Genomic DNA, 24,374 nt, shown 5'->3' with positions numbered 1-24,374 from the left:
ATGGTGAGGAGCGCGGAACGCGCGTCTCGAACCATGTAGGCCCGCCTTTCACCCGCGGCCATCCTTCGAGACGCCCGCTTCGCGGGCTCCTCAGGATGAGGATATGCCGTATCTGCGACACCGGCGCATTAACCGTCCGCTCATCCTTTTCGTCAAAATAGCACAGCTCTGGCCGCAGCGTCGCTCGCGGACAGGCCTGCCGCGTGGTGAAATCGAGCCTTCCGGCTCGGAACTGGTGTGATGCGTAACATAATGATTTTCGCGGCGATCATGATCGGCCTCGGCACCTTCATGGCGCAGATGGCGGACAGGATGAGCTCCGCCTCGGCGACGTCGGTGCCGCGCACGGTAGCAGTCGCGTCCATCGCGCCGGCCGGCGGCCGCAGCCTCAACATCCCTCGCGACGGCCGCGGCCACTTCCAGACTGAAGGCCGGATCGAAGGCCAGCGCATCGGCTTCATGGTCGACACCGGCGCCTCCGTGGTTGCGCTGAACGAGACCTCGGCCGCCCGCTTCAGCCTGCGCCCCTCGCGCAGCGATTACAACGCCACCGTCTCCACCGCCAACGGCACCATCAAGGCCGCGCGCACCCGCATCGCCATGCTCGATATCGGCGGCCTAATCGTGCGCGATGTCGATGCCATGGTGCTGCCCGACGAGGCGCTGTCCGAGAACCTGCTCGGCCTCTCCTTCCTCTCCCGCCTCAGGCGTTTTGAGTACGCCAACGGTCAGATGGTGCTGGAGCAGTAAGGGTCTCCCAAAGGCTCCAGCGACCGCATATTTCAAGAAAATCTCTATTCCGACCGCTCTCGCGGTTAGATTTTCCCGTTACCAAACTGCCGCAATTATCATCCATAAGCTGCCATTCCCGCCTTCCGCTGCAGCCCGGCATTCGCTAAGGCTGCATCAAATCTGGCTCTTTTTCACGAGACCGTCTCAATGTTCCCCAAGCCGAAATCCGTGTTGCTGCCCAACACCTATGCCTTCGAATCCGAGCCGATGGTGAAGGCCACGGGCTTTCGCGAATACGACGCGCGCTGGCTGTTCCAGAAGGAAATCAACCTGATGGGAATCCAGGCGCTCGGCATGGGGTTGGGCGCGCTGATCGCGGAGCTCGGCGTCAGCCAGGAGATCGTCACCGGCCATGATTTCCGCGGCTATTCGGCCTCGATCAAATATGCGCTGATCTCCGGCCTGATGGCGGCAGGCTGCAAGGTGCACGACATCGGGCTCGCGGTGACGCCGATGGCCTATTTCGCCCAGTTCGACCTCGACGTGCCCTGCTGCGCCATGGTCACGGCCTCGCACAACGACAATGGCTGGACCGGCGTGAAGATGGGCGCCAACCGCCCGCTGACCTTCGGCCCGGACGAGATGACGCGACTGAAGGAGATCGTGCTGGGCGCCGAGTTCAAGAACAAGGCCGGCGGCTCCTATCAATTCCACGAGAATTATCCGGCGCGCTACATCGCCGATCTCACCAGCCGTCCGAAGCTCAAGCGCAAGCTCAAGGTCGTCGCGGCCTGCGGCAATGGCACCGCCGGCGCGTTCGCGCCGCAGGTGCTGGAGGCGATCGGCTGCGAGGTGATCCCGCTCGACACCGAGCTCGACCACGCCTTCCCGAAATACAATCCGAACCCCGAAGACATGGAGATGCTGCATGCGATCCGCGACGCGGTGCTGCAGCACAAGGCCGATGTGGGCCTCGGCTTCGACGGCGACGGCGATCGCTGCGGCGTGGTCGACAACACCGGCGAGGAGATCTTTGCCGACAAGGTCGGCGTGATGCTGGCGCGCGACATGTCCGCGATCCACAAGGACGCGCAGTTCATCGTCGACGTGAAGTCGACCGGCCTGTTCATCACCGATCCGGTGTTGCAGAAGCAGGGTGCAAAAACCACCTATTGGAAGACCGGCCATTCCTACATGAAGCGCCGCACCCATGAGACGGGTGCGCTCGCCGGCTTCGAGAAGTCCGGCCACTTCTTCTTCAACAAGCCGTATGGACGCGGCTATGACGACGGTCTCGTGTCGGCGCTCGCGATCTGCGACATGCTCGATCGTGCCCCCGGCAAGTCGATGGCCGATCTCAAGAACGCGCTGCCGAAGACCTGGTCGTCGCCGACGATGTCGCCGCATTGCGGCGACGAGGTGAAGTACGGCGTCATCGACAAGGTGGTGAAGCACTTCGAGGGCTTGCAGACGAAGGGCGCCAAGATCGGCGGCCAGTCGATCCGCGATCTCGTCACCGTCAACGGCGTTCGCGTCACGGTCGAGGACGGCAGCTGGGGCCTGGTGCGTGCCTCCTCCAACAAGCCCGAACTCGTCGTCGTGGTCGAGAGCCCGGTCTCCGAGCAGCGCATGCACGACATGTTCGAGATGGTGAACAGCGTGCTGCGCACCCATCCCGAAGTCGGCGAGTACAATCAGAAGATTTGAGGTGCGAGGATAGCCTCACTTGCTGTCATGCCCCGGCTTGACCGGGGCATCCAGTACGCCGCGGTTTATCCGTACCCCATCGTCGTCTCTGGAATACTGGATCGCCCGGTCAAGCCGGGCGATGACAGTTTGCGTGTGGTGAGCCTTAACCCGCCACCACAGCCGGGATCGGGAGCGCGGTGACTGACTTGATCTTCTCCATCGCGAAGCGCGAGGTGACGTTCTTCAGCGGCACGGCGCTGATCAGTTTCTTGTAGAACACGTCATAGGCCTGCATGTCCGCGACGACGACGCGCAGCATGTAGTCGACGTCGCCGGCCATGCGATAGAACTCCATCACCTCGGGCATGGCGCTGACGGCGTCGGCGAACTTCTTGAGCCAGGCGTCGGAATGGTCGGAGCTCTCGACCGACACGAACACGGAGATGCCGAGCCCGATCTTGTTCTGGTCGACCAGCGCCACCCGCTTGGTGATCACGCCGTCGGCCTCCAGGCGCTGGATGCGCTTCCAGCAGGGGGTCGAGGACAGGCCGACGCGGTCGCCGATCTCGGCGACGGAGAGGGAGGCATCGTCCTGCAGCACCATCAGAATCTTGCGGTCAATGGCGTCGAGGCGGCGGCTGGTCTCTGGGAGCGGAACGGCGAGATCGGTCATTTGAAGAACTTTGTTCCATATCAAGGGTGGATTTTCCTGATATAGAGAAAATCTTTCTATGGCAAGCCTATAATCCTGGCGCCGGTCCGAGCGTCGTCGCCCGCGGCATGTTCAAAAACTCTTCGACTTCAAGACGTTGTGGGGCGGCCAGGCCGCCGCCGTGGCGGGTGCATTTCAGCGCCGCGGCGGCCGCGGCGAATTGCAGCGCCTCCCGCACGCCACCGCCTTCGGCGAGGCGAAGCGTGAAGGCGCCATGGAAGACGTCGCCGGCGCCGAGCGTATCGACCGCCTGAACCGGGACCGCCGGCGTCTGCTCCAGTTCGCCGCTCTCGTTCAGCCAGATCGTGCCGCGCGGGCCGCGGGTGGCGGCGAGGAAGGCGGGCGTGAGCGCGGCCAGGCGCTTTAACGCATCGCCGTCATCGGAGATGCCGGCGGTCTCCTGCACCTGTTCGCTGGCGAACAGCAGATGCGAGGCGGTCGTGAGCAGGCCGTCCTGCAACGACATCGCGCGGTCGACGCCGACGACGACGGCAATGCCGCGCCGGCGTGCCTCAGTGCAGAGCGAAGTCGCGAACGCGGCGCAGCGGCTTTCGACGAGAACCGCCCGGCAATAGGCGAGCAGCGCGTCCGCGTCCGGCAGCTGCACGGTCGACAACGCAGGATCGCGGTAGATGGTGAGGGTGCGTTCGCCCGAGGGCTCTATCATGATCGCCGACACCGGCGTCGCGAGTCCCGGCATGCGGACGATGTGTGTGGTCTCGATACCTTCAGCTTCCATCCGGTCGAGGATGAAGCGGCTCGAGGTCTCCCCGGCATCGCCCATGGGGCCGGCGAAGGAGACGCGGCCACCAAGCCGCGCGATGGCGATCGCGGCATTGAGCGCGTTGCCGCCGCAGATCTCCGCGAGATGGCTGGCGTTCGCCTTGCTGCCGCGCGCGGGCACGGCCTCGACCCGAAAGGTCAGATCGCGCACGGTAATGCCGATGCAGAGGATGCGCGGCGCGATCACAGAGTGCGCCATCGGCGGTCAGCTCTTGTCGTGCACCCAGCGGCCGAGCAGGTGATGCGCAATCGCAAACGGATGCGGGCCGGCGAGCCCGTCGGGATGGGTCCGCGTCAGCATCAAGGCCGCCTCCTCGCGCGTGAACCAGCGCGCATCCTCCAGCTCGGAATGATCGACGACGATGTCCTCGCTCACGGCCCGCGCGCTGCAGCCGATCATGAGCGACGACGGATAGGGCCAGGGCTGGGTCATGTAATACTGCACGTCGGTGCAGCGGATTCCGGATTCTTCGAAGATTTCGCGGCGTACCGCGTCCTCGATGGTTTCGGCGGCCTCGACGAAGCCGGCGAGGCACGAATACATGCCGGGCGGAAACTGCTTCTGGCGGCCGAGCAGGCACCTTTCGCCGGAGGCGACGTGCATGATCACGACGGGATCGGTGCGCGGGAAATGCTCGGCCTTGCAGCTCGGGCACTCCCGCTTCCAGCCGCCTTCCTTCATCGCGCTGCGCGTGCCGCAATTGGCGCAATAGCCGTGGCGCTGATGCCAGCTCACCATCGACTTCGCCATCGCGATCGCCGACAGCTCCTGCGGCGGCACCGCGCCCTGCATCGCCATGCCGCGCAGCTCACTGAGCGCGTAGTCCTCGCGCCCGATCAGCTTCTCGGACGCGGCCTGCGAGAGGCCCATGCCGAACATCGCGGCGCCGTCGCGTAAGCCTAAGAAGATCGTGCCGGGATTGGCGCCGCATTTCAGCGCCTCGTCGATTCCGAGCAGTGCGCGCACCTTGTCGCCTTCGCGCTTCACCAGCAGCGAGTCGCGGTAGACCACATAGGCGCGCGAGGTCGGCTTCTGCTCCATCGCGAACAGCTTTTCGTCGTCGCGGCGCAGATGCGCGGCGCGGTCGAGAATGTTGGTGACGAAGGCCGGCTGCCCCAGCGGAAACGAGTCGAATGCTGACATTTCTTGTTCTTTCAACCCAACCAGATCTTGCGGCGAAGCGCGCTGATGAAACTCTGCACCTCGGTGGCGTCGTGCGCCAAGGGCTGCATCACGCCCCAGACCGGCCGCGGCCAGGCGGCGTCACTGGTTCGGCGCGCGATGATGTGGACGTGAAGCTGGGGCACGAGGTTGCCCAGTGCCGCGATGTTGAGCTTGTCGCATTGGGTGATCTCCTTCAGCGCGCGCGAGACGCGGGAGATCTCGGTCATCAATTGCGCCTGCTGCACCTCGTCGAGGTCGATGATCTCGACCGTATCCGCGCGCCGCGGCACCAGCAGCAGCCAGGGATAATGCGCGTCCTTGATGACCAATACCTTGGACAGCGGCAAATCGCCGATGTCGATGGTGTCCTCTTTCAGGCGGGAGTGCAGCGACCAGGCGGGTTCGGGCATGAAGATTTCCGGATGGCCCGACGGGAATCGGGCATGGCGGGGCGGAACCCCTGAATATTTGCTCCGACCATACGACAGCGATTCCGATAGGGGAAGGATGGCGCTCCGCAGGGGCCGCATACGCGATCGTCGTCCTGGACAAGCGCAGCGCAGATCCAGGACCCATTACCGCAGGATTGGGCTTGACGAAGATTCGGGGTTTACCGACTTCGTGCCACAAACTTCTCCTTGGGGTAATGGGTCCTGGCTTTCGCCAGGACGACGGTGGGGGCGTGCTTTTACGCCTCCGCCAGCACCCGCGCATTAGCGCGGACCGAGGCTTCGCTGACGCGGATGCCGAGGCCCGGGCCGTCAGGCACCACGACGTGGCCGCCGCGATTGGCGACGCGCTCTTCCAGCACGTCCTCGGTCAGCACATGGTGCGGCATGTAGAATTCGCAACCGAGCGAGATTCCCGGCGTCGCCGCGATCAGCTGCGTGCCGGCGGCGAGCCCGATGCCGCCCTCCCACAGTGTGCCGCCATAGCCGGGCAGGCCGGCGATGTCGGCGATCGCCATGATCGCCTGCGCCTCGAACAGGCCGCCGGCCTTCATCAGCTTAATCGAGACGGCATCTGCCGCCTCGCGGCGCACCACCTCCATCATGTCGCGGCGATCGAAACAGCTTTCGTCGGCGAGCACGGGAGTTTCCAGCGCCGCGGTGAGCTGCGCCATCACGTCGAGATATTTGCGGGGTACCGGCTGTTCGATGAAGGTCGGCGCAAACTGCTCGACGTCGCGCAGGATCTTGATCGCGCCGAACGGCGCCAGCGCCTGGTTGTAATCGACGCGAAGATCGACCTTGTCGCCGAATTCTTTCCGGATCGCCGCAAGATGATCGAGATCCTCGCGATGCGACTTCACGCCGGTCTTGACCTTGTAGATGACGTTCCCGTCCGGAACTATCTTCCGCATGCGTTCGAGATCGGCAGTGAAATCCGGATCGGCGATGGAGAACGACAGCGGGATCGTGTCCCGCACGCGGCCGCCGAGCAGGTCAGCGACCGAAAGTCCCGAGGACTTGCCGACGATGTCGAGCAGCGCCATTTCGATCGCGACCTTGGCTTCGGCATGTCCGACCAAGGCACGATCGAGCTCGGCCATCAGAGCGCGGATGCGACGCACCGACTTGCCCATCACGATCGGCCGCAAATAGATGTCGAGCGCGGAGAAGGCTGCTTCCGGCGTTCCCGTGAACACTTCCCACGGTGCCGCCTCGCCCCAGCCGATCACGCCGTCGCTCGACGTCAGTTCGAGCAGCACGCGTTTCACCGTGCCCTTGACGTTGCCAACGCCCTGGAGGCGCGCCATCTTGATCGGGCTCTCGATCAGGAACAGCCTGAGACGTGCGACGGTCGCTTCGGTCATGTCAGGCCTCCATTGACGTGCCAGACCTGGCCGGTGACGTAGGATGCTTTCGGGGAGGCCAGAAAGGCGATGATCTCGGCCACTTCCTCCGGCCGCCCGCGGCGGTTCATCGGGATCAGTGCTTCGGTCGCCGCGATCTGCTCGGGTGACAGCCGGCTTTCGCTGGGCTTGTCCTTGATGATCAGGCCCGGCGCGACGGCGTTGACGGTGATGCCCTCCCCGGCGAGCTCGACTGCGGTGAGGCGCACCAGCGCTTCGAGCGCGGAGCGGCTCGCGGCCGTCGCTGCAAAGGGTGCGAACTCCGGCCGGATCGCGTGCGCCACGAACGACGACACTGCCACGATCCGCGCATCTCGTCCCGCACGCAGCAGCGGGAGCGCGGCGTCCACCAACCGCGTGAACGCCAGCGCCGATTCATCCATCGCCTTGCGGAACTGATCCGCCGGCGTACCGATGGCGCTGCCGCGGCGGGCATGGCCGCCGACCAGGATCAATCCGTCGAGCCGGCCGAAGGCGCTTTGCGTAGCGGCGAGGGCGTCGGTGACCGCGGCCTCCTCGGCGAGATCGCCGAGGCATTTTGCGACGATCGCACCTTGCGCTTCGGCTTCCGCGGCCGTGACGTCGAGACCCTCTGCGTTCGAGCGCGTGTGGAGCAGCAGCGCCGTGCCGGGCGTTGCGAGCAGTCTTGCGGTGGCGCGGCCGATGCCGCTGGCGGCGCCGGTGACGAGATAGACGCGGTTGATATCGGACATCACGATGCCGTTGTGGCCGGCGGCAATGCGCCGGTGCGGTGGAAATGGCTAAGGAAGGCGCGGGTCGCAGCTTCTCTTGGATTGTCGATCACCTGCCGCGCCGGGCCTTCCTCGATCACGACGCCGTCGCGCATGAAGATGAGGCGGTCGGCGACCTCGCGGGCGAAGGCGATCTCGTGCGTCACGATCACCATGGTCATGCCCTCGGACGCCAGCTGCTGGATCACGGCGAGGACCTCGCCGACAAGCTCGGGATCGAGCGCGGAGGTCGCCTCGTCGAACAGCATCACATCAGGCTCCATCGCCAGCGCGCGCGCGATCGCGACACGCTGCTTCTGTCCGCCTGACAGCGTCGCCGGATATTGGTCGGCCTTCTCGGCAAGACCCACCTTGACGAGTTGCGCGCGTGCGAGTTTCTCGGCGTCCGCCTTTGCCATGCGCCGCACCGTGACCGGTCCTTCCATCACGTTCTGGAGCGTCGTCATATGCGGGAACAGGTTGAAATGCTGGAACACCATCCCGGTGCTGGCGCGGAATCTTGCGAGTGTCTTCACGTCGGGCAGCTTCGCGCCCTCGCCGGACTGGAAGGTTGTATCGCCGACGCGAACGCTGCCGCCATCAGGCGTCACCAGAAGGTTGATGCAGCGGAGCAGCGTCGACTTGCCGGAGCCGGACGGGCCGATCAGCGCCACGACGCCGCCCTTGGGGACATCGAGGCTGATGTTCTTCAGGACTTCGTTGCTGCCAAAGCTCTTGCGCAGCGCCCGGATCTCGATCTTGGAAGAGGTGTCGCTCATTCGCCGACCGCCAGTCGCTTCTCGCCGCGCCGGACCATGATGGTCAGGGGAATCAGGATCGCCGCATAGGCAACCGCGACGGCGGTGTAGGTCTCCAGCGGACGGTAGCTGTCATGGGCGGCGACCTGGCTCTGATAGACCAGGTCGGGCACCGCCAGCACCGAGACCAGCGAGGTGTTCTTGAACTGGATGATCGACTGGTTCATCAGCGCCGGGATCATGCGCTTGACCGCCTGCGGCAGCACGATGCGCCGCATGCTCTGGCCCGGCGTCATGCCGAGCGCGGCGCCGGCTTCGGACTGGCCCTTGTCGATCGAGATGATGCCGCCGCGGATGATCTCCGAATAGAACGAGCCGCCGTAGAGCGACAGCGCCAGCGCCGAGGCCGTGATCGGCGTCATCTCGATGCCGGCCAGGATCGGCAGCGCGTAATAGAACCAGATCAGCTGCACCAGGATCGGCGTGCAGCGGAACGCCTCGATGAAGGTGAGCGCGAGAAGGCGCACCGCGCGAAAGCGCGACAGGGTCCCGAACGCGCCGAACAGGCCGAACACGAGGCCGAGCACAACGATGACCAACGTGAAGCCAACGGTGACGCCGAGCCCGTTGAGAAAGAGCCAGCGATAGCTCCAGAGGATGCCGAAATCCCACTGATACATATTATCTTGGACCTCAGTCGCGCGCGAATTGAAGACAGTCGAGCCGCATGCTCGGTGCACCTCTCCCGCTTGCGGGAGAGGTCGGCGCGAAGCGACGGGTGAGGGCTCTATCCTCTTGGGGAGTCTCCCTAGAGGAGACACCCTCTCCCCAACCCTCTCCCGCAAGCGGGAGAGGGGGAGCACAGGCGCTCGGGGATCCAGCCCGATCCAAATTCAGCATACCTTACAACGACACGCCCGGCGGGATGTCCGCCTCGGTCACGCCCACCAGCTCCATATTGGTGATGATCGCGTTGCGGATGAAGCCGAGGCCCTTGTTGAAGTCGATCCAGGTGTTGACGTAGTCGCGCCAGGTCTTGTCGGTCTCGCGGCGGAAGCCGGCGTTCGACGTCGTCGCAAAGATCGGCGTCGGCAGCACGAACTGGCCGAGCGAGGGATTCTTCTTCAGCACGGTCAGCGACAGCATGGTGATCAGGCACTGCGCGTCAACGCGGCCGGTCTGAAGCGCGGCGGTGGCGTCATCGGCAGTCTTCAGCCGCGAGATCTGCGCCTTAGGCGTCAGGCGGCTGACGACCTGGTCGTGCGACGAGCCCTGGTCGACCGCGATCTTGACGTCGGGCGAGTTCAGCTCGGCCCAGCTCTTCGGCTTGAAGTCCTTCTTGCAGAGGATACCGAAGGCGTTGTTGAAGACCGGCACCGAGAAGTCGACCACCAGCGCACGCTTCGGAGTCGGGTTGAGGCCGAAGAAGATGTCGATCTTGTTGGACTGCAGGTCGAGCACCGAATTGCCCCAGGTGGTCTCGGTGATCTCGAGCTCGGCCTCCATGTCCTCGGCAAGCGCCTTGGCGATGTCGACGTAAAATCCCTTCCACTGGCCCGTCGAAAGATCCTTCATGTAATAGGGCGCGCCGCCGCCGACCGCGCCGATGCGCATCTTCTTGGTGCGGCGGATGCGGGCGAAGGTCGATTCATTGGAATCGGCGGTCTGCGCCACGGCCGGGGAGGCCAGCGTCGCCGCAGCCATCGCGCCAAGTCCGACAATCGATGCAACATCACGACGTGTAACCATTGGGATCAATCGCTTTTCTGTTGGAAGGGGTTCCGGCAGCGTTCTTACCAAGGCGCCTCCGGCAGTGAAAGCACAGCCTATCGGCTAGGCAGACCGGGAATTGCCCGGATGCTGGGCAAGCCACCATGAAGCCCAGCCTGTTCAAGCCGATACCCGCTTGCTTTCCGGTCCTTTTGGCCCCAAATAGGGACCGGGAGATTGGCGGTGGACGAGCCACTCGCCAACCGGGTCAGGTCCGGAAGGAAGCAGCCCTAACGAGGTCCGGATCGGGTCGCTCGTCAGTCTCCTACCTGTTTTTCCGAGCGAATTGCGCCGGCGGCTCGGGCCGCCAGCGCGCTCCTTTCCGCAAAGCCGGCCGAAAGACACTTCATTGCGGATCGACCGATGACCGACGCTGGCGCCCCTCCCAACCCTCACAGCGCCGGCCAGGCCAGCACGCCCTACCGGGTGCTGGCGCGGAAATACCGTCCTTCAAGCTTCGACGATCTGATCGGCCAGGAGGCCGTGGTCCGCACCGTCTCCAACGCGTTCGAGACCGGCCGCATTCCGCAGGCCTGGATTCTCACCGGCGTCCGCGGGGTCGGCAAGACCACCACCGCGCGCATCCTTGCCCGTGCGCTCAACTACGAGATGCCGGATGGCTCGGTGAAGGGCCCGACGGTCCAGATGCCGACGCTCGGCGTGCATTGTCAGGCGATCATGGAAAGCCGGCACATGGACGTGCTGGAGATGGACGCGGCCTCGCATACCGGCGTCGACGACGTTCGTCAGATCAATGACAGCGTCCGCTACGCGCCGGCCAGCGCCCGCTACAAGGTCTACATCATCGACGAAGTCCACATGCTGTCGACAGCGGCGTTCAACGCCTTCCTGAAGACGCTGGAGGAACCGCCGGAGCACGCCAAATTCGTGTTCGCCACGACGGAGATCCGCAAGGTTCCGGTGACCGTGCTGTCGCGCTGCCAGCGTTTTGACCTGCGCCGCGTCGAGGCCGACGTGCTGATGAAGCATCTCGCCAACATCGCGGCCAAGGAAAACGTCGAGATCGAGCCTGAAGCGCTCGGCATCATCGCGCGCGCCGCGGAAGGCTCGGTGCGCGATTCGCTCTCGCTGCTCGATCAGGCGATCGCGCATGCGGCGGGCACCGTGAAGGCCGATGCCGTCAGGCAGATGCTGGGGCTCGCCGACCGCACCCGTGTCATCGATCTTTTCGATTCTCTGGCGCGTGGCGACATCGCATCCGCGTTCAGGGAGTTCCGCGACCAATACGACGTCGGCGCCGATCCGATCGTCGTGCTCTCGGATCTCGCCGAATTCGTCAATTTCGTCACCCGCGTGAAGATCGTGCCGGCGACCGCCGACAACGTCGCCTATGGCGAGACCGAGCGTGTGCGCGCACGGGATTTCGCCTCGAAGATCTCGATGCGCGTGCTGTCGCGGATGTGGCAGATGCTGCTCAAGGGCATCACCGAGGTGCAGGCCGCGACGCGGCCCGCGGCTGCCGCCGAGATGGTGCTGGTGCGCATCGCCTATGTCGCCGACCTGCCGACGCCGGACGAAGCGATCAAGATGCTGGAGCAGAACGGCGGCGGTTCGCCGGTCGTGAGCGGCGGCGGTGCCACGCGCAGCGCGCCGGCCGGGCCGGTGGCGTCCGCGGCTCCAGTTCGCATTCCGACATCGTCGCCGTCCTCCTTCGGCGGCGGTGGTGCCCGTCCGCAGATGGCAACGCCCGCGCCGGATCCGCAAGCTGCCGCGCCCGTGTTGCGCGTCACGAGCTTCACCCAGCTCGTTGCGCTGGCCGGGCAGAAGCGCGACCTCCTGACCAAGGGCGCGCTCGAAGGCGACATGCGCCTCGTCCGTTTCGAGGAAGGCCGGCTGGAAGTCGCGCTCGAGCCCAACGCCTCCAAGACCATGATTTCCGATCTCGCGCGCAAATTCGAGCTCTGGACCGGACGCCGCTGGACCGTGATCGTCTCCAACGAGCCGGGCCAGCCCACGCTGCGCTCGGTGAACCAGGCGGCCAAGCAGGAACATGCGCGCACCGCCGAGGCCGATCCGCGCGTGCGCGAGGTGCTGTCGCGTTTTCCGGGTGCGAAGGTCGTCGAGGTCCGCAGGCTTGCCCCCGAGGCGCCGGAATCCGATATTAATGCCGACTATGGCAGTGACGATCCGCCCGACGGTTCCGACGGCGACGATCTCTAGAGCCGATTTTCAAGGACAGCACCGATGGTCGATATATTCGGCATGATGAAGCAGGCGCAGCAGCTGCAATCCAAGATGCAGGAGATGCAGGATCAGCTCGCCAACGTCGAGGTCGAGGGCATCTCCGGCGGCGGTCTCGTCGCTGTGCGCATGACCGCGAAGATGGACGTCAAGGGCGTCAAGATCGATCCTTCGCTGATGAAGGCGGAAGAGCGCGAAGTGCTCGAGGATCTGCTCGTCACCGCGTTCGGCGAGGCCCGCCGCAAGGCGGAAGCCGCTATGCAGGAGAAGATGCAGTCGCTCACCGGCGGGCTCGGCCTGCCGCCGGGGCTGTCGGGGCTGTTCGGCCAGTAGGATGGGCGCTGTTGCGGGTCCTGAAATCGAGCGGCTGGTCCAGCTTCTCGCGCGGCTGCCGGGCCTCGGCCCGCGCTCGGCGCGGCGCGCCGCGCTGCATCTGATCAAGAAGCGCGAAGCGCTGATGATGCCGCTGTCCTCGGCCATGCAGGTCGCGCTCGAGAAGGTCCAGGTCTGCGAGACCTGCGGCAACATCGACACGCAAAGTCCCTGTACGGTCTGCACCGATCCGAGGCGCGATCCCTCGATCATCGTCGTCGTCGCCGACGTTGCCGATCTCTGGGCGCTGGAGCGGGCCAATGCCACTCAAGGGCGCTATCACGTGCTGGGCGCGACATTGTCGCCGCTCGACGGCGTCGGTCCGCAGGACCTCACCATCGAAGCGCTGGTGGCGCGCGCGCATGAGGCGCAGGTGCACGAGGTCATCCTGGCGCTGAATGCCACGGTCGACGGCCAGACCACGGCCCATTACATCACCGACCTGCTTCAGGACGCCAACGTAAAAGTAACCCGGCTCGCCCATGGTGTGCCGGTCGGCGGCGAGCTTGATTATCTCGATGAAGGCACGCTATCGGCCGCGATGCGGCAGCGTACCCTGTTCTAGCCATCCAGACTCACGGAACGGACGACATGACGAAACTTTTCGCCACACGATGGGCTTTGGTCGCGACGCTGACGATGCTGGCGACGCCGGCCATCTCCGCGCAGCAGGACGATGGGGCTCCGCCGCCGTCGAAGCCCGGCAAGCCGATCAATGCCGGCGAGGTGCTGTCGGGCGAGCTGAACACGATGAAAGTGCGCGACGTCAAGAACGTCGGCAAGCGGGTTGCGACCTACCAGATCACCTCCGAGCCGCGCCGCCTGCCGCCGCCGAGCGGGCTGTGCAATCTCGAGACCGGACCCGAAACCTTCCAGCTCGTTCCCAGCGGCGACGCCCAGGCCGCGCAGCTGAAGACGTTCGCCGGCAAGGAGATCTCGGTCAAGGTCGACGAGATCGCCTGCGCCAGCGATCCCGGCCAAATGAGCGAGGCCGTGATCACGAAGTGGAGTTTGATCAAGAAGCAGTAGCGGGGTGGGCGCGCTACCCTCTCCGTTCGTCATTGCGAGGAGCTCTTGCGACGAAGCAATCCAGATCGTGTCCGCGGCGGCAGTCTGGATTGCTTCGCTTCGCTCGCAATGACGAGGAGAGAGGGCAGTGTCAAACCCTCACCGGCCCCAGTGCATCAAAATGCCCGCGCTTCTGCAGCCAGGCCAGCAGCACCAGGCTCGGGATCGCCACCAGCATGCAGATCACGAAGAACAGCGGCCAGCCGGTGGTATCAGCCACGAAGCCGGCGCCTGACGAGAGATAGGTCCGCCCCACCGCGGCAAGCGCGGTGAGCAGCGCATATTGCGTCGCCGTGTGCAGCGGGTTCTGGCAGAGCGCCGAGAGATAGGCGACGAAGATCACCGTGCCGATGGCGCTGGTGAAGTTCTCACAAGTGATGGCGAAGGCGAGCGCCCATTGGCTGGTGCCGACGAAGGCGAGCCAGGAGAAGGAGAGGTTCGCGAGCGCCTGCACCACGCCGCCGATCCAGAGGCTGCTCGCGAGCGAATAGCGCCGGGCGACGAAGCCGCCGGCAAAGCCGCCGATCAGCGTCGCAGCGAGGCCCACACCCTTCACGATCGCCGCATAGTCGTTGCGGGAGAAGCCGAGGTCGATCACGAACGGCGCGGTCATCGTGCCGGAGAAGGCGTCGGTGAACTTGAACAGCACGACGAAGGCGAGTGCCGCAAGCGCGTCCTTGCGCGTCAGGAATTCCGAGAAGGCGCCGATCGCGGCGTGCAGCACGCGCGCGAACGCGGTTTGCGTCTGCGTCGCGGCTTCCGCCCGCACCGACTGCTCGGGTTCGGTCGCGATCAGCGCCGTGATCGTCCCGATCAGCACCATCGCCGCCATCACCACATAACCCCACATCCAGGCGGACGTGCGGGTGATGCCGGTGCTCTCGAAGCCCGACACAATGAACAGCGCGCCGGCGGTCGAGACCAGCATGCCGATGCGATAGGCCGCGACATAGGACGCCATGCCGGCGGCCTGCTCGCTTTCCGGCAGGCTCTCGACGCGGAAGGCATCGACCACGATGTCCTGCGTCGACGAGGCCGTCGCCACCAGCAATGCGCCGAGCGCGACATAGAACGGCGAGCGCGCGGGATCGGTCAGCGCCAGCAGCAGGATGGCTGCGATCAGCAGCAATTGCGAGAACAGCAGCCAACCGCGTCGTCGCCCGAACGCACGCGTGAACAGCGGCACATGCATCGCATCGACCAGCGGCGCCCACAGGAATTTCAGCGTGTAGGGCGTGCCGACCAGCGCAAATAGCCCGATGGTCTTGAGATCGACGCCCGACTCCCGCATCCACACCAGCAGCGTCGAGCCCGACAACGCCAGCGGCAGCCCGGACGAGAAGCCGAGGAACAGCACGATCAGCACCCGCGGTTGCAGGTAAACGGCAAGGCTGTCACGCCAGGAGGTGGGGGTCGTATCGGGCCTGGCGGGGGAGGTCGCGTCGGGTGCGGTCATGGGTGGGTGTTAGCAGATTCTGGCCGCCACAAGTGAGGTGTCGCTCCTGCCGGCCAAAGAGGAGGTGTCGTCGCCCGGCTTGACCGGGCGACCCAGTATTCCAGAGGCCGGCATTATGGGGGGCCAGCAATCCCCGAATAGAGATCGTTCCAATCCGGATTGTCTTTCTCGATCAACGCGATCTTCCAATCGCGCTTCCACTTCTTCAGCCGCTTCTCCCGTTCGATCGCATTCTCGGGGTCGTCGAACTGCTCGAAGTAAACGAGCTTCACGACATCGTAGTCTTTCGTGAAGCTCTCGATCAGTTTCAACTTGTGCTCTGCCACCCGGCGGATGAGATCGTTCGTTACGCCAATATAAAGCGTGCCACCCATCTTGCTGGCGAGAATGTAGACGTAGTAGCAGCGAGCGCCCATCTGCCGCCTCTGGGATACTGGATCGCCCGGTCAAGCCGGGCGACGACAGCGAGATTGAGGCGGCAGGTTACCGCATCTCAGCGTAGAATCACTCCCCCGCCTGGAGCTTCCGCGGGAACAGTTCGGCAGCGCCGGTTGCTACCAGATGCGGGGCTTCCGGCGCATCGCTCTTGCTGAAATCGAGCTCCTCGATCCGCCCGGCGCGCTTCTCGATCTTGTCGGCGGAGATCAAGATCTGGCGGACGTCTTCGTTCGCGTCGGCAAAGTGCTTCTGCAATTTGAGCACGCGCTCGCGCAGGCGGCCGAGATCGTCGCCGAGCTTGATCACCTCGGTCTGGATCTGATCGGCGGCGTCGCGCATGCGCGCGTCCTTCATGATCTGCTGCATCACCTGGATCGCCAGCATCAGCAGCGAGGGCGACACCAGCACGACGCGGGCGCGATACGCCTTCTGGATCACGTCGTCGAAACCGTCGTGGATCTCGGCGTAGACCGATTCCGACGGCACGAACATCAGCGCCATGTCCTGGGTCTCGCCGGCGACGAGATATTTTTCGGCGATGTCGCTGACGTGCTTCATCACGTCGCCGCGCAGCCGCTGCGTGGCGATCCGCTTTTCCTCATCGGTGCGCGCATCATGCAGCGCGGTCATCGCTTCCAGCGGAAATTTCGCGTCGATGCAGAGCGGCCGCTGGTCGGGCAGGAACACGACGCAGTCCGGAAGCTTGCCGGTCGAGAGCGTGAACTGGAACTCGTAGGCGCCCTTCGGCAGACCGTCCTGGACGATCGCCTCCATTCGCGCCTGACCGAAGGCGCCGCGCGACTGCTTGTTGGCGAGCACGTCGCGCAGGGTCGTCACCTGCGTGGTGAGGTCGGTGAGGTTCTTGTGCGCGCTGTCGATGATGCCGAGCCGCTCGTGCAGCGCGCGCAGGCTCTCCATGGTGTTGCGGGTGGTGTGCTCCATGGATTGACCGACCCGGTGGGTCACCGAATCCAGCCGCTCGTTGACCGCGCGTGCCATGTCTGCCTGGCGGCCGGCCAGCGTCTGGGTCATGGCATCGACCCGCCCCGAAGCCTCGCTCTGGGCATGCAGCATCTGGCTGATGCGCTCCTCGAGTTCGTCGGCGCGGATCGCGTTGGCCATCGCGAGTTCCGCGCCGCGCCGCCCCGAGCGTGCAATCACCACGGCGATGACCGCCAGCAGGATGAGGACCAGCGCGCCGAAGCCGATCAGCGCGTCCACGGTGCGCACCGGCCAGTCACCGAGCGTGAAAATGATCTCGTTCATGCCCCCGCTTCTAGCCGATTCGCTCGCCCGCACGAACGAATAGCGAACATTTATGGCAGTCGCCCTGTTAATTTTGATGGTTAACGAAACCCGAAGTTTTATGGTTAGCGGAGGGTTAACGGGTTCCCGGCCGCATTGACCGCATCGAACGCGCGGCTTAAATCGCGGCCATGGCCCTCAGAGAAATCATCATCCTGCCCGACAAGCAGCTGCGTCTGGTCTCCAAGCCGATCGAGAAGGTCACGCCGGAGATCCGCAAGCTTGCCGACGACATGTTCGAGACCATGTACGACGCGCCCGGCATCGGGCTCGCGGCGATCCAGATCGCGCAGCCGTTGCGGCTGATCACCATGGACCTCGCCAAGCCCGACCAGGACGGCGAGACCAAGCCCGAGCCGCGCGTCTTCATCAATCCGGAAATCATCGCCTCCTCGGAGGACCTGTCGGTCTACGAGGAAGGCTGCCTGTCGATCCCCGAATATTACGAGGAAGTCGAGCGTCCCGCGAAGGTGCGGGTGCGCTACACCGATCTCGACGGCAAGGTGCACGAGGAGGACGCCGAAGGCCTCTACGCCACCTGCATCCAGCACGAGATCGACCATCTCAATGGCGTGCTGTTCGTCGACTATCTGTCAAAGCTCAAGCGCGACCGCGTGCTGAAGAAGTTCGAGAAAGCCGCGAAGCGCGCGGAGTAGTTTTCGGTGCTGCCCCACGCTCCCCTGCGCTCCCTCCCCCCTTGTGGGGGAGGGCGGGGGAGAGGGGTAGCCCAGACGGAAGTCTCTCCGTCATCTGAATCAGGTGCGTGCCGCGAAACGTCAAACCGAGAGAGCGCGTCGTGTGGCACCCCTCTCCCTAAGCCTCCCCCACAAGGGGGGAGGGAACGTACCGAGTCCTTGTCATGCCCCTCCGCCTGATCTTCATGGGCACGCCCGATTTCTCCGTGCCGACGCTGCTCGAGCTCGTCGCGCACGGCCACGAGATCGCGGCCGTGTATACGCGCGCGCCGAAGCCCGGCGGACGGCGTGGCCTGCAATTGCAGCCGACCCCGGTGGAAGAGGCCGCGCGAAAGCTCGGCGTGCCCGTGCTGACGCCGAAGACGTTGAAGACGCCGGAGGCGCGGGAAGAATTCCGCGCCTTCGACGCCGATGCGGCCGTCGTCGTCGCCTATGGCATGATCCTGCCGCAGGCGATCCTCGATGCGCCAAAGCTCGGCTGCTACAATCTGCACGCTTCGCTGCTGCCACGCTGGCGCGGTGCTGCTCCCATCAATCGCGCGATCATGGCCGGCGATGCCGAGAGCGGCGTGATGGTGATGAAGATGGATGTTGGCCTCGACACCGGCGACGTCGCCATGGCGGAACGGCTCGCGATCACGGACAATATGACCGCGCTCGATCTGCACGATCGTCTGTCCCGGCTCGGTGCCGATCTGATGGTGCGCGCCATGGCCGCGCTCGATCGCGGCGGGCTTCAGCTCAAGAAACAGAGCGAGGACGGCGTCACCTATGCCGCCAAGATCGACAAGGCCGAAGCGCGGATCGACTGGACCAGGCCCGCGCGCGAGGTGCTGCGCCATATCCACGGCCTGTCGCCGTTTCCCGGCGCCTGGACCGAGCTCACCGGCGTGAGCGAGAACGCGCGCGTAAAAATCCTGCGCTGTGAATTGGCGAAGGGTTCGGGTACGCCGGGCGAGGTGCTCGACGATCACCTCACCATCGCCTGCGGCGAGGGCGCAATCCGCCTGATCGAGCTCCAGCGCGAAGGCAAGGCGCGCATGCAGGCCGCGGACTTCCTGCGTGGCGTGCCGCTGAAGTCCGGCGCCAAATTCACCTGACGCTGTCATACCCCGCGAAGGCGGGGTATCCAGTACGCCGAGGCTTCTCGGTCGAACGGATAGGCTGCGGAGTACTGGATCGCCCGGTCGAGCCGGGGCGATGACAGCGAAACTGGACAAGATGCCCCGCTACAAGCTCACCATCGAATATGACGGCGCGCCGTTCTTCGGCTGGCAGGTGCAGGAGACGCTGCCCTCGGTGCAAGGCGCGCTGGAGGCTGCCGTGAAGGCGATGACCGGCGCGGATGCGCGCGTGCACGGCGCCGGGCGCACCGATGCCGGCGTGCATGCGCGCGGCCAGGTCGCGCATGTCGATATCGACAAGCAGTTTCCGCAGGGCCGTTTTCGCGACGGCTTGAACGCGCATCTGCGCCCGCATCCTATCGCCGTGCTCGAAGCCGATATCGTGCCGGAGACTTTCGAGGCGCGCTTCTCGGCCATCAAGCGCCACTACCGCTACCGCATCGTCAACACCCGCGCCAATCTCGCGCTCGATGCCGGCCATGCCTGGCGCGTGCCGCGCCGGCTCGATGCCGATGCGATGCATGCGGCGGCACAGCGCCTGCTCGGCAAGCACGATTTCACCACCTTCCGCGACACCGAGTGTCAGGCCAGGTCGCCGGAGAAGACGCTCGATCAGCTCGACGTGCTGCGCGACGGGCGCGAGATCATTATTCTCACCTCGGCGCGCTCATTCCTGCACAGCCAGGTCCGTTCGATGGTGGGGTCGCTGATGTGGGTCGGCGAAGGCCGCTGGACTGCCGACGATCTCTCCGCAGCGCTCGCCGCCCGCAACCGCGCCGCCTGCGGCATCGTCGCCCCGCCGGATGGACTGTATCTGATGCAGGTAGATTATTGAGAGGGGTGAGGGCGCGCGCTCTCGCTACATTCACCACTGTCATGCCCCGGCTTGACCGGGGCATCCAGTACGCCGCGGCCTCTCGGCTCAGTCACTGCCGTCTCTGGAATACTGGACCGCCCGATCAAGTCGGGCGATGACAGCGGAGTTTGGGCGGGCAGAAGAGCCTACCCAAAATACCTCTGCAAAATCCCGCGATACACCTTCGTCAGCTGCTCCAGATCCCTGACCGGCACGCGTTCGTCGACCTGGTGCATGGTCTGCCCCACCAGGCCGAACTCGATCACCGGGCAATAGCTCGAAATGAAGCGCGCATCCGAGGTGCCGCCTGAGGTCGACAGCTCCGGCTTGCGGCCCGTGACTTCCTCGATCGCGGACACCGCGAGATCGGTGAAAGGGCCGGGCTTGGTCACGAACACGTTCGAGTTCGAGGGCTCCCAGACGATGCGGGCGCGGATGCGGTTGCCGCAGGCTTTTGTCAGCCGCGTCTCGACCAGCTCGCGCAGGCTCGCCTGGGTGTGGTTGTCGTTGTAGCGGATGTTGAATTTTGCGCGGGCTTGGCCCGGGATGACGTTGTTGGCGGTGTTGCCGACGTCGACCGAGGTGAATTCGAGATTGGAGGCCTGGAACTGCGCGCTGCCATGGTCGAGCGGCTCGTCGGAGATGGCCACGATCAGCCGCGAGATATCAGGCACCGGATTGGCAGCGCGGTGCGGATAGGCGACATGGCCCTGCACGCCGTCGACATACAGCGTGCCGGATTGCGAGCCGCGGCGGCCGACTTTGATGGTGTCGCCGAGCGCCTCGACGTTGGAGGGCTCGCCGAGCACGCAATGATCGAATTTCTCGCCGCGCTCCGCCGCCCACTTCAGCAGCTTGATGGTGCCGTTGATGGAGACGTCTTCCTCGTCGCCGGTGATCAGGAACGAGATCGAACCCGAGCCCGATTTTTGGCCGTCGCTGCGTGGCTTGCCGCCGTTCGCGGCGAGATGCTCCAGCACCGCGGCGACCGAGCAGGCGATGCCACCCTTCATGTCGACCGCGCCGCGGCCGTGCAGAAAGCCGTCCTTCACCTCGCCGGAGAATGCACCGACGCTCCAGGCGCTCTCGTCGCCCGGCGGCACCACGTCGGTGTGGCCGGCAAAGGTGATGTGCGGCCCCTCAGTGCCGATCCGTGCATAGAGATTGTCGACGTCGGCGGTGCCGGGCTCGCTGAAGGTGACGCGGTGGCATGTGAAGCCGGCTGCGGTGAGTGCTTTTTCGAGCACGCCCAGCGCACCGGCATCGGCCGGGGTTACCGAGGGGCAGCGGATGAGATCGCGGGCGATCGAGAGAGCATCGGTCATACGCCCCGCTTAACATGCATGCCGCCGGGTGGGCTAGCACTGGGCGGGACAAATTCGATCTCGCTCTGCTGGTCCCAGCTTCTCGCCGCAGGCGGGGCGGGCGCGGAGCCGCTCTCCACCCTAGCCAACGGATCGGCGCCGAACCGGTTGCCGCCCGAGGTGCCGGGGACAATGAACATTTCCACGAGACGGACTCTCGGTGTCGTCCCGGCGAAGGCCGGGACCCATAACCACAAAACACATTTGGTCGCGAAGCTGCTAACTCCGAGTCTTCGCCAAACCACGCGCGGGAGTATGGGTCCCGGCCTTCGCCGGGACGACGATGATCGCAGCTGGCCGAACTTAATCCCGCAGCAGCTCGTTGATGCTGGTCTTGGAGCGCGTGCGCTCGTCGACGCGTTTGACGATGACGGCGCAGGCGGTGCTCGGGCCGATCTGGCCGTTCTTCATGGGCTTGCCGGGCAGCGCGCCGGGAACGACGACCGAATACTCAGGCACTTCGCCGATGAAGATCTCGCCAGTGTCGCGGTCGACGATCTTGGTCGAGGCACCTAGGAATACGCCCATCGACAGCACCGCGCCCTTGCGCACGATCACGCCTTCGGCGACCTCGGAGCGCGCGCCGATGAAGCAATCGTCCTCGATGATCACGGGCTCGGCCTGCAGCGGCTCGAGCACGCCGCCGATGCCGACGCCGCCGGAGATGTGCACGCGCTTGCCGATCTGCGCGCAGGAGCCGACCGTCGACCAGGTGTCGATCATGGTGGATTCATCGACATAGGCGCCGAGATTGACGAAAGACGGCATCAGCACGACGTTGCGGGCGATGAAGGCCGAGCGGCGCACGATGGCGCCGGGGACGGCGCGGAAACCGGCGTCGCGAAAACGGTTCTCACCCCAGCCGTCGAACTTCGAGGGCACCTTGTCCCACCAGGTCGCCTTGCCGGGGCCGCCGGGAATGGCGCCCATGTCGTTGAGGCGGAACGAGAGCAGCACCGCCTTCTTCAGCCATTGATTGACCTTCCACTTGCCGTCGGTGCCGCGCTCGGCAACGCGGGCCTCGCCCTTGTCCAGAATCTCCAGCGCGTGATCCACGGCCTCGCGGACCTCGCCCCTGGTCGAGGTCGAGACGCCATCGCGCGCCTCGAAGGCGCCGTTGATGGTGGATTCGAGGGCGGACAGGGACATCAGGATTTCCTCTCGGGAAGGCAGGATTTGCGGTGATTTGGAGCGCTTTTTCGGGATTTGGGGGGACGGAGTCAAGGCAAACTCAGTGTCGTCCTCCATCGTCGTCCTGGACAAGCGAACAACGTGAGCGCCGATCCAGGACCCATTACCCCTGGGAGGTGTTTGGCGAAGGCTGGTAGTTATCAGCTCGCGCCAAATTCCACCCTGGGATAATGGGTCCTGGCTTTCGCCAGGACGACAGCGGTTATTTGGGAGACAGCCTGCCCAAAAAACCCGCGAGATCATCCGTGACATGGTCGACATGGGCGGCATCACGGCCCGCCAATTCCCAGTCCTCGCGCACGACCTCTTTCGTCCCATCCGGTATCACCAGCACGGTGGTCATGCCGAGTTCGTGCGGGACGGTGAGGTTGCGGGCGAGGTCTTCGAACATCGCGGCGCGGGTCGGATCGACCGAATGGTCGGCGAGAAACTTGCGGTAGGTCTGCGGCGCCGGCTTCGGCTCGAATTCGGCGGCGATGATGTCGAACACGCCGTCGAAATGCGTCGCAAAGCCGAGCCGCGCCAGCACCGCATCGACATGATCGACCGAACCGTTGGTCAGGATCAGCTTTCGTCCCGGCAGTTTTGCGATGGCCTCGCCCAGCGCCGGGTTCGGCTCTAGCGGAGAGTGGTCGATCTTGTGGACATAGGCGAGATAGTCGTCGGCGCGGACGCCATGCAGGGTCATCATGCCGCGCATGGTGGTGCCGAAGCGCTGGTAATAATCCTTCTGGATCTTGCGCGCTTCCACCGCTGTCAGATCGAGCCAATTGCAAACGAACTCGGTGATCCGCGCATCGACCTGTTGCCACAGATTGACGTGGTGCGGATAGAGCGTGTTGTCGAGGTCGAACACCCAGGTGTCGACATGGCCGAAGGCGCGGGGGGATTTCATTTTCACTCTCTATCCGTTGACCGCGGTGGCGCCCCACCCTCAATCGTCGTCCTGGCGAAAGCCAGGACCCATACTCCGTGACCGATCATTGGGGCACGCTAGTCGTCGTTCTTCGCCAAACCGAATCCTGGGGTCATGGGTCCTGGCTTTCGCCAGGACGACAGCGGAGTGCATGGCACCGGTACGATCACAAAAGCAATCACGGCATCGCAAACCGCAGCGTCTTGCCGCCGCTCGACATGTCCACCGCGCCAAAGCCCGTGGCCGCGAAGCCGCGCGCGCCGCAGTCGGTCTGCTCGTTGGTCTCGAACTTGGTCTCGCGCGTGCAAAGCTGCTTGTCGCCGCCCCAGTTCAGCGGCTTGTCCTTCAGCTTGACGACGCGATTGTCGGCGTCGATGGCTTCCGCGAAGCTGAAGATCTGCTTCGGCTGGCCGCTCACATCGGGGTGCAGGCAGGTCTTGGGGTCGATGCGATACCAGCCGCGGCTGGTCACCGCCTTGCCGTCGTCGGTGGCAACCGCCGCCATCACCTTGTGCGTGGTGTCGTTGCACCAGGTGAGGCCGGTCGCAGACGGCGTCTGCACGGCATCGACCATGGTCTTGAAGAAGTTCGGCGACGACAGGATGTCGGACGACAATCCGCGGCTCTTCAGGAAAGCGGCCAGCGCGCCTTGCGTCTTCGGCCCGTCGACGCCGTCGATTGGCGCGGCGTCGTAGCCTGCGATCACCAAAAGCCGCTGGATGCCGGCGAGGCGAGCCTGCTCGTCGTCATATTCGGAGTCCTCGGCGAGATAGGCGACGAAATTGCCGTCCGCGCCTTGCGTCGGCGTGATCTGGGTGAAGGCGGCCTGGGTCTGGCCACTGCGGCACTGCCGCGCGGCCGCGATGACGAAATTGTCCTGCGCGACGCACAGCGTGTCGCTGCCGTTCTGCGGGATCGGGGAGGCGCCGTAGACGCCAAGCGCGCGGGCGTTGAGCAGGATGCGGTCGGCGGAGAGCGTGCCTTGCACCACCACGCGGCAGGTGGCGGGGTCGATCCTGAACCAGCCACGCGTCGCGGTCGCCGCCTTGTCGTCGATGCCGATCGCGGCCTCGACGACATAGGACATGCGATTGCAGATTTTCAGGTCGGCGAAGGCCGGTGCGGAGGAGAACACGAACGAGACGGCCGCGGCGGGGAGGGTCATCAGGAAGCGTGTGAAGGTCGAGCGGCG

The 24,374-nt window shown here is 64.9% G+C and carries 25 protein-coding genes and 1 other RNA gene; 10 read left to right on the top strand and 16 right to left on the bottom strand.

Annotated features, from left to right (window positions below):
• Nucleotides 1-240 precede the first annotated feature (240 nt).
• Together BRA1253DRAFT_RS21245 and BRA1253DRAFT_RS21240 are read left to right on the top strand one after the other, a co-directional pair.
• Nucleotides 241-750, top strand: coding sequence for a TIGR02281 family clan AA aspartic protease (locus BRA1253DRAFT_RS21245; RefSeq protein WP_007597716.1), 510 nt, complete (start codon nt 241-243; stop codon nt 748-750).
• Nucleotides 751-939: 189 nt separating this feature from the next.
• On the top strand, nt 940-2,439 hold the full coding sequence (locus BRA1253DRAFT_RS21240; RefSeq protein ID WP_007597715.1) for a phosphomannomutase/phosphoglucomutase: 1,500 nt from the start codon (nt 940-942) through the stop codon (nt 2,437-2,439).
• Nucleotides 2,440-2,584: 145 nt separating this feature from the next.
• Here the strand turns inward: BRA1253DRAFT_RS21240 and BRA1253DRAFT_RS21235 are convergent, their stop codons facing one another.
• The 9 genes from BRA1253DRAFT_RS21235 to BRA1253DRAFT_RS21195 form a co-directional block, all read right to left on the bottom strand.
• Nucleotides 2,585-3,094, bottom strand: coding sequence for an Lrp/AsnC family transcriptional regulator (locus BRA1253DRAFT_RS21235; protein ID WP_007597714.1), 510 nt, complete (start codon nt 3,092-3,094; stop codon nt 2,585-2,587).
• Between the two features lie 67 nt (nt 3,095-3,161).
• Nucleotides 3,162-4,115 carry a sugar kinase gene (locus tag BRA1253DRAFT_RS21230; RefSeq protein WP_007597713.1) on the bottom strand — a complete coding sequence of 318 codons (954 nt, stop codon included), beginning with the start codon at nt 4,113-4,115 and terminating at the stop codon, nt 3,162-3,164.
• A 6-nt stretch (nt 4,116-4,121) separates the two neighbouring features.
• Complete coding sequence (nudC, locus tag BRA1253DRAFT_RS21225; protein WP_007597712.1) at nt 4,122-5,060, bottom strand: NAD(+) diphosphatase; 939 nt, start codon at nt 5,058-5,060, stop codon at nt 4,122-4,124.
• 11 nt (nt 5,061-5,071) lie between these two features.
• A complete protein-coding gene (locus BRA1253DRAFT_RS21220) occupies nt 5,072-5,491 on the bottom strand; it encodes an HIT domain-containing protein (RefSeq protein ID WP_007597711.1) in 420 nt (139 codons plus the stop codon).
• A 278-nt stretch (nt 5,492-5,769) separates the two neighbouring features.
• Nucleotides 5,770-6,897, bottom strand: coding sequence for a muconate cycloisomerase family protein (locus BRA1253DRAFT_RS21215; RefSeq protein WP_007597710.1), 1,128 nt, complete (start codon nt 6,895-6,897; stop codon nt 5,770-5,772).
• Nucleotides 6,894-7,649 carry an SDR family NAD(P)-dependent oxidoreductase gene (locus tag BRA1253DRAFT_RS21210; protein WP_007597709.1) on the bottom strand — a complete coding sequence of 252 codons (756 nt, stop codon included), beginning with the start codon at nt 7,647-7,649 and terminating at the stop codon, nt 6,894-6,896. The genes BRA1253DRAFT_RS21215 and BRA1253DRAFT_RS21210 overlap by 4 nt, the downstream gene beginning before the upstream one ends.
• Entirely contained in the window at nt 7,649-8,446 is a 798-nt protein-coding gene (locus BRA1253DRAFT_RS21205) for an amino acid ABC transporter ATP-binding protein (protein ID WP_007597708.1), read from the bottom strand. Before BRA1253DRAFT_RS21205 ends, BRA1253DRAFT_RS21210 begins: the two co-directional genes overlap by 1 nt.
• On the bottom strand, nt 8,443-9,105 hold the full coding sequence (locus BRA1253DRAFT_RS21200) for an amino acid ABC transporter permease (protein ID WP_007597707.1): 663 nt from the start codon (nt 9,103-9,105) through the stop codon (nt 8,443-8,445). Before BRA1253DRAFT_RS21200 ends, BRA1253DRAFT_RS21205 begins: the two co-directional genes overlap by 4 nt.
• A 223-nt stretch (nt 9,106-9,328) precedes the next feature.
• Nucleotides 9,329-10,174, bottom strand: coding sequence for a transporter substrate-binding domain-containing protein (locus BRA1253DRAFT_RS21195; protein ID WP_035993754.1), 846 nt, complete (start codon nt 10,172-10,174; stop codon nt 9,329-9,331).
• A gap of 193 nt (nt 10,175-10,367) precedes the next feature.
• Here BRA1253DRAFT_RS21195 and ffs point away from each other — a divergent pair.
• From ffs to BRA1253DRAFT_RS21175, 5 genes are all read left to right on the top strand, one after another.
• An RNA gene (gene ffs, locus BRA1253DRAFT_RS40705) (signal recognition particle sRNA small type) lies at nt 10,368-10,464 on the top strand.
• 94 nt (nt 10,465-10,558) lie between these two features.
• Nucleotides 10,559-12,376: a DNA polymerase III subunit gamma/tau gene (locus tag BRA1253DRAFT_RS21190; RefSeq protein ID WP_007597705.1), complete on the top strand. Its 1,818-nt coding sequence runs from the start codon at nt 10,559-10,561 to the stop codon at nt 12,374-12,376.
• 24 nt (nt 12,377-12,400) lie between these two features.
• Nucleotides 12,401-12,730, top strand: a complete 330-nt coding sequence (locus tag BRA1253DRAFT_RS21185; RefSeq protein ID WP_007597704.1) for a YbaB/EbfC family nucleoid-associated protein — start codon at nt 12,401-12,403, stop codon at nt 12,728-12,730.
• 1 nt (nt 12,731) lies between these two features.
• The gene (gene recR / locus BRA1253DRAFT_RS21180; RefSeq protein ID WP_007597702.1) at nt 12,732-13,334 is read left to right on the top strand and encodes a recombination mediator RecR; all 603 of its coding nucleotides are present in this window, start codon (nt 12,732-12,734) and stop codon (nt 13,332-13,334) included.
• A 26-nt stretch (nt 13,335-13,360) separates the two neighbouring features.
• The gene (locus tag BRA1253DRAFT_RS21175) at nt 13,361-13,798 is read left to right on the top strand and encodes a hypothetical protein (protein WP_007597700.1); all 438 of its coding nucleotides are present in this window, start codon (nt 13,361-13,363) and stop codon (nt 13,796-13,798) included.
• 130 nt (nt 13,799-13,928) lie between these two features.
• Here BRA1253DRAFT_RS21175 and BRA1253DRAFT_RS21170 read toward each other — a convergent pair whose 3' ends face one another.
• The 3 genes from BRA1253DRAFT_RS21170 to BRA1253DRAFT_RS21160 form a co-directional block, all read right to left on the bottom strand.
• Nucleotides 13,929-15,293 carry an MFS transporter gene (locus BRA1253DRAFT_RS21170; protein WP_007597698.1) on the bottom strand — a complete coding sequence of 455 codons (1,365 nt, stop codon included), beginning with the start codon at nt 15,291-15,293 and terminating at the stop codon, nt 13,929-13,931.
• Nucleotides 15,294-15,406: 113 nt separating this feature from the next.
• Nucleotides 15,407-15,709, bottom strand: coding sequence for a GIY-YIG nuclease family protein (locus BRA1253DRAFT_RS21165; RefSeq protein WP_007597697.1), 303 nt, complete (start codon nt 15,707-15,709; stop codon nt 15,407-15,409).
• Between the two features lie 88 nt (nt 15,710-15,797).
• The gene (locus tag BRA1253DRAFT_RS21160; protein ID WP_007597695.1) at nt 15,798-16,997 is read right to left on the bottom strand and encodes a DNA recombination protein RmuC; all 1,200 of its coding nucleotides are present in this window, start codon (nt 16,995-16,997) and stop codon (nt 15,798-15,800) included.
• Nucleotides 16,998-17,167: 170 nt separating this feature from the next.
• On the opposite strand from BRA1253DRAFT_RS21160, the gene def reads away from it, so the two are divergent.
• The 3 genes from def to truA all read left to right on the top strand — a co-directional run bounded on the left by def (nt 17,168) and on the right by truA (nt 19,690).
• Complete coding sequence (gene def / locus BRA1253DRAFT_RS21155) at nt 17,168-17,692, top strand: peptide deformylase (RefSeq protein ID WP_007597693.1); 525 nt, start codon at nt 17,168-17,170, stop codon at nt 17,690-17,692.
• Between the two features lie 203 nt (nt 17,693-17,895).
• Nucleotides 17,896-18,831, top strand: a complete 936-nt coding sequence (gene fmt / locus BRA1253DRAFT_RS21150) for a methionyl-tRNA formyltransferase (protein WP_007597691.1) — start codon at nt 17,896-17,898, stop codon at nt 18,829-18,831.
• A 121-nt stretch (nt 18,832-18,952) separates the two neighbouring features.
• Nucleotides 18,953-19,690 carry a tRNA pseudouridine(38-40) synthase TruA gene (gene truA / locus BRA1253DRAFT_RS21145; protein WP_035995321.1) on the top strand — a complete coding sequence of 246 codons (738 nt, stop codon included), beginning with the start codon at nt 18,953-18,955 and terminating at the stop codon, nt 19,688-19,690.
• 167 nt (nt 19,691-19,857) lie between these two features.
• On the opposite strand, the gene dapE is transcribed toward truA, so the two are convergent.
• From dapE to BRA1253DRAFT_RS21125, 4 genes are all read right to left on the bottom strand, one after another.
• Entirely contained in the window at nt 19,858-21,036 is a 1,179-nt protein-coding gene (dapE, locus tag BRA1253DRAFT_RS21140) for a succinyl-diaminopimelate desuccinylase (RefSeq protein ID WP_007597687.1), read from the bottom strand.
• A gap of 342 nt (nt 21,037-21,378) precedes the next feature.
• Nucleotides 21,379-22,224 (bottom strand): 2,3,4,5-tetrahydropyridine-2,6-dicarboxylate N-succinyltransferase, encoded by an 846-nt coding sequence (gene dapD / locus BRA1253DRAFT_RS21135; RefSeq protein WP_035993750.1) that lies wholly within the window; start codon nt 22,222-22,224, stop codon nt 21,379-21,381.
• 244 nt (nt 22,225-22,468) lie between these two features.
• Nucleotides 22,469-23,161: a pyrimidine 5'-nucleotidase gene (locus tag BRA1253DRAFT_RS21130; protein WP_007597685.1), complete on the bottom strand. Its 693-nt coding sequence runs from the start codon at nt 23,159-23,161 to the stop codon at nt 22,469-22,471.
• A 199-nt stretch (nt 23,162-23,360) separates the two neighbouring features.
• Nucleotides 23,361-24,347 carry a DUF1036 domain-containing protein gene (locus tag BRA1253DRAFT_RS21125; protein WP_035995319.1) on the bottom strand — a complete coding sequence of 329 codons (987 nt, stop codon included), beginning with the start codon at nt 24,345-24,347 and terminating at the stop codon, nt 23,361-23,363.
• Nucleotides 24,348-24,374: the final 27 nt, after the last annotated feature.

Origin of the sequence: Bradyrhizobium sp. WSM1253 (assembly GCF_000244935.1) — a bacterium.
Classification (GTDB): domain Bacteria; phylum Pseudomonadota; class Alphaproteobacteria; order Rhizobiales; family Xanthobacteraceae; genus Bradyrhizobium; species Bradyrhizobium canariense.
The sequence above is the reverse complement of the archived record's forward strand: the minus strand, read 5'-3'. Positions and strand labels throughout refer to the sequence as shown.

What these genes read in the sequence shown, in the direction of transcription:
- BRA1253DRAFT_RS21245 (WP_007597716.1), top strand. Translation starts at nt 241, where the DNA reads ATGCGTAACATAATGATTTTCGCGGCGATCATGATCGGCCTCGGCACC.
- BRA1253DRAFT_RS21240 (WP_007597715.1), top strand. Translation starts at nt 940, where the DNA reads ATGTTCCCCAAGCCGAAATCCGTGTTGCTGCCCAACACCTATGCCTTC.
- BRA1253DRAFT_RS21235 (WP_007597714.1), bottom strand. Translation starts at nt 3,094, where the DNA reads ATGACCGATCTCGCCGTTCCGCTCCCAGAGACCAGCCGCCGCCTCGAC.
- BRA1253DRAFT_RS21230 (WP_007597713.1), bottom strand. Translation starts at nt 4,115, where the DNA reads ATGGCGCACTCTGTGATCGCGCCGCGCATCCTCTGCATCGGCATTACC.
- nudC (WP_007597712.1), bottom strand. Translation starts at nt 5,060, where the DNA reads ATGTCAGCATTCGACTCGTTTCCGCTGGGGCAGCCGGCCTTCGTCACC.
- BRA1253DRAFT_RS21220 (WP_007597711.1), bottom strand. Translation starts at nt 5,491, where the DNA reads ATGCCCGAACCCGCCTGGTCGCTGCACTCCCGCCTGAAAGAGGACACC.
- BRA1253DRAFT_RS21215 (WP_007597710.1), bottom strand. Translation starts at nt 6,897, where the DNA reads ATGACCGAAGCGACCGTCGCACGTCTCAGGCTGTTCCTGATCGAGAGC.
- BRA1253DRAFT_RS21210 (WP_007597709.1), bottom strand. Translation starts at nt 7,649, where the DNA reads ATGTCCGATATCAACCGCGTCTATCTCGTCACCGGCGCCGCCAGCGGC.
- BRA1253DRAFT_RS21205 (WP_007597708.1), bottom strand. Translation starts at nt 8,446, where the DNA reads ATGAGCGACACCTCTTCCAAGATCGAGATCCGGGCGCTGCGCAAGAGC.
- BRA1253DRAFT_RS21200 (WP_007597707.1), bottom strand. Translation starts at nt 9,105, where the DNA reads ATGTATCAGTGGGATTTCGGCATCCTCTGGAGCTATCGCTGGCTCTTT.
- BRA1253DRAFT_RS21195 (WP_035993754.1), bottom strand. Translation starts at nt 10,174, where the DNA reads ATGGTTACACGTCGTGATGTTGCATCGATTGTCGGACTTGGCGCGATG.
- BRA1253DRAFT_RS21190 (WP_007597705.1), top strand. Translation starts at nt 10,559, where the DNA reads ATGACCGACGCTGGCGCCCCTCCCAACCCTCACAGCGCCGGCCAGGCC.
- BRA1253DRAFT_RS21185 (WP_007597704.1), top strand. Translation starts at nt 12,401, where the DNA reads ATGGTCGATATATTCGGCATGATGAAGCAGGCGCAGCAGCTGCAATCC.
- recR (WP_007597702.1), top strand. Translation starts at nt 12,732, where the DNA reads ATGGGCGCTGTTGCGGGTCCTGAAATCGAGCGGCTGGTCCAGCTTCTC.
- BRA1253DRAFT_RS21175 (WP_007597700.1), top strand. Translation starts at nt 13,361, where the DNA reads ATGACGAAACTTTTCGCCACACGATGGGCTTTGGTCGCGACGCTGACG.
- BRA1253DRAFT_RS21170 (WP_007597698.1), bottom strand. Translation starts at nt 15,293, where the DNA reads ATGACCGCACCCGACGCGACCTCCCCCGCCAGGCCCGATACGACCCCC.
- BRA1253DRAFT_RS21165 (WP_007597697.1), bottom strand. Translation starts at nt 15,709, where the DNA reads ATGGGCGCTCGCTGCTACTACGTCTACATTCTCGCCAGCAAGATGGGT.
- BRA1253DRAFT_RS21160 (WP_007597695.1), bottom strand. Translation starts at nt 16,997, where the DNA reads ATGAACGAGATCATTTTCACGCTCGGTGACTGGCCGGTGCGCACCGTG.
- def (WP_007597693.1), top strand. Translation starts at nt 17,168, where the DNA reads ATGGCCCTCAGAGAAATCATCATCCTGCCCGACAAGCAGCTGCGTCTG.
- fmt (WP_007597691.1), top strand. Translation starts at nt 17,896, where the DNA reads ATGCCCCTCCGCCTGATCTTCATGGGCACGCCCGATTTCTCCGTGCCG.
- truA (WP_035995321.1), top strand. Translation starts at nt 18,953, where the DNA reads ATGCCCCGCTACAAGCTCACCATCGAATATGACGGCGCGCCGTTCTTC.
- dapE (WP_007597687.1), bottom strand. Translation starts at nt 21,036, where the DNA reads ATGACCGATGCTCTCTCGATCGCCCGCGATCTCATCCGCTGCCCCTCG.
- dapD (WP_035993750.1), bottom strand. Translation starts at nt 22,224, where the DNA reads ATGTCCCTGTCCGCCCTCGAATCCACCATCAACGGCGCCTTCGAGGCG.
- BRA1253DRAFT_RS21130 (WP_007597685.1), bottom strand. Translation starts at nt 23,161, where the DNA reads ATGAAATCCCCCCGCGCCTTCGGCCATGTCGACACCTGGGTGTTCGAC.
- BRA1253DRAFT_RS21125 (WP_035995319.1), bottom strand. Translation starts at nt 24,347, where the DNA reads ATGACCCTCCCCGCCGCGGCCGTCTCGTTCGTGTTCTCCTCCGCACCG.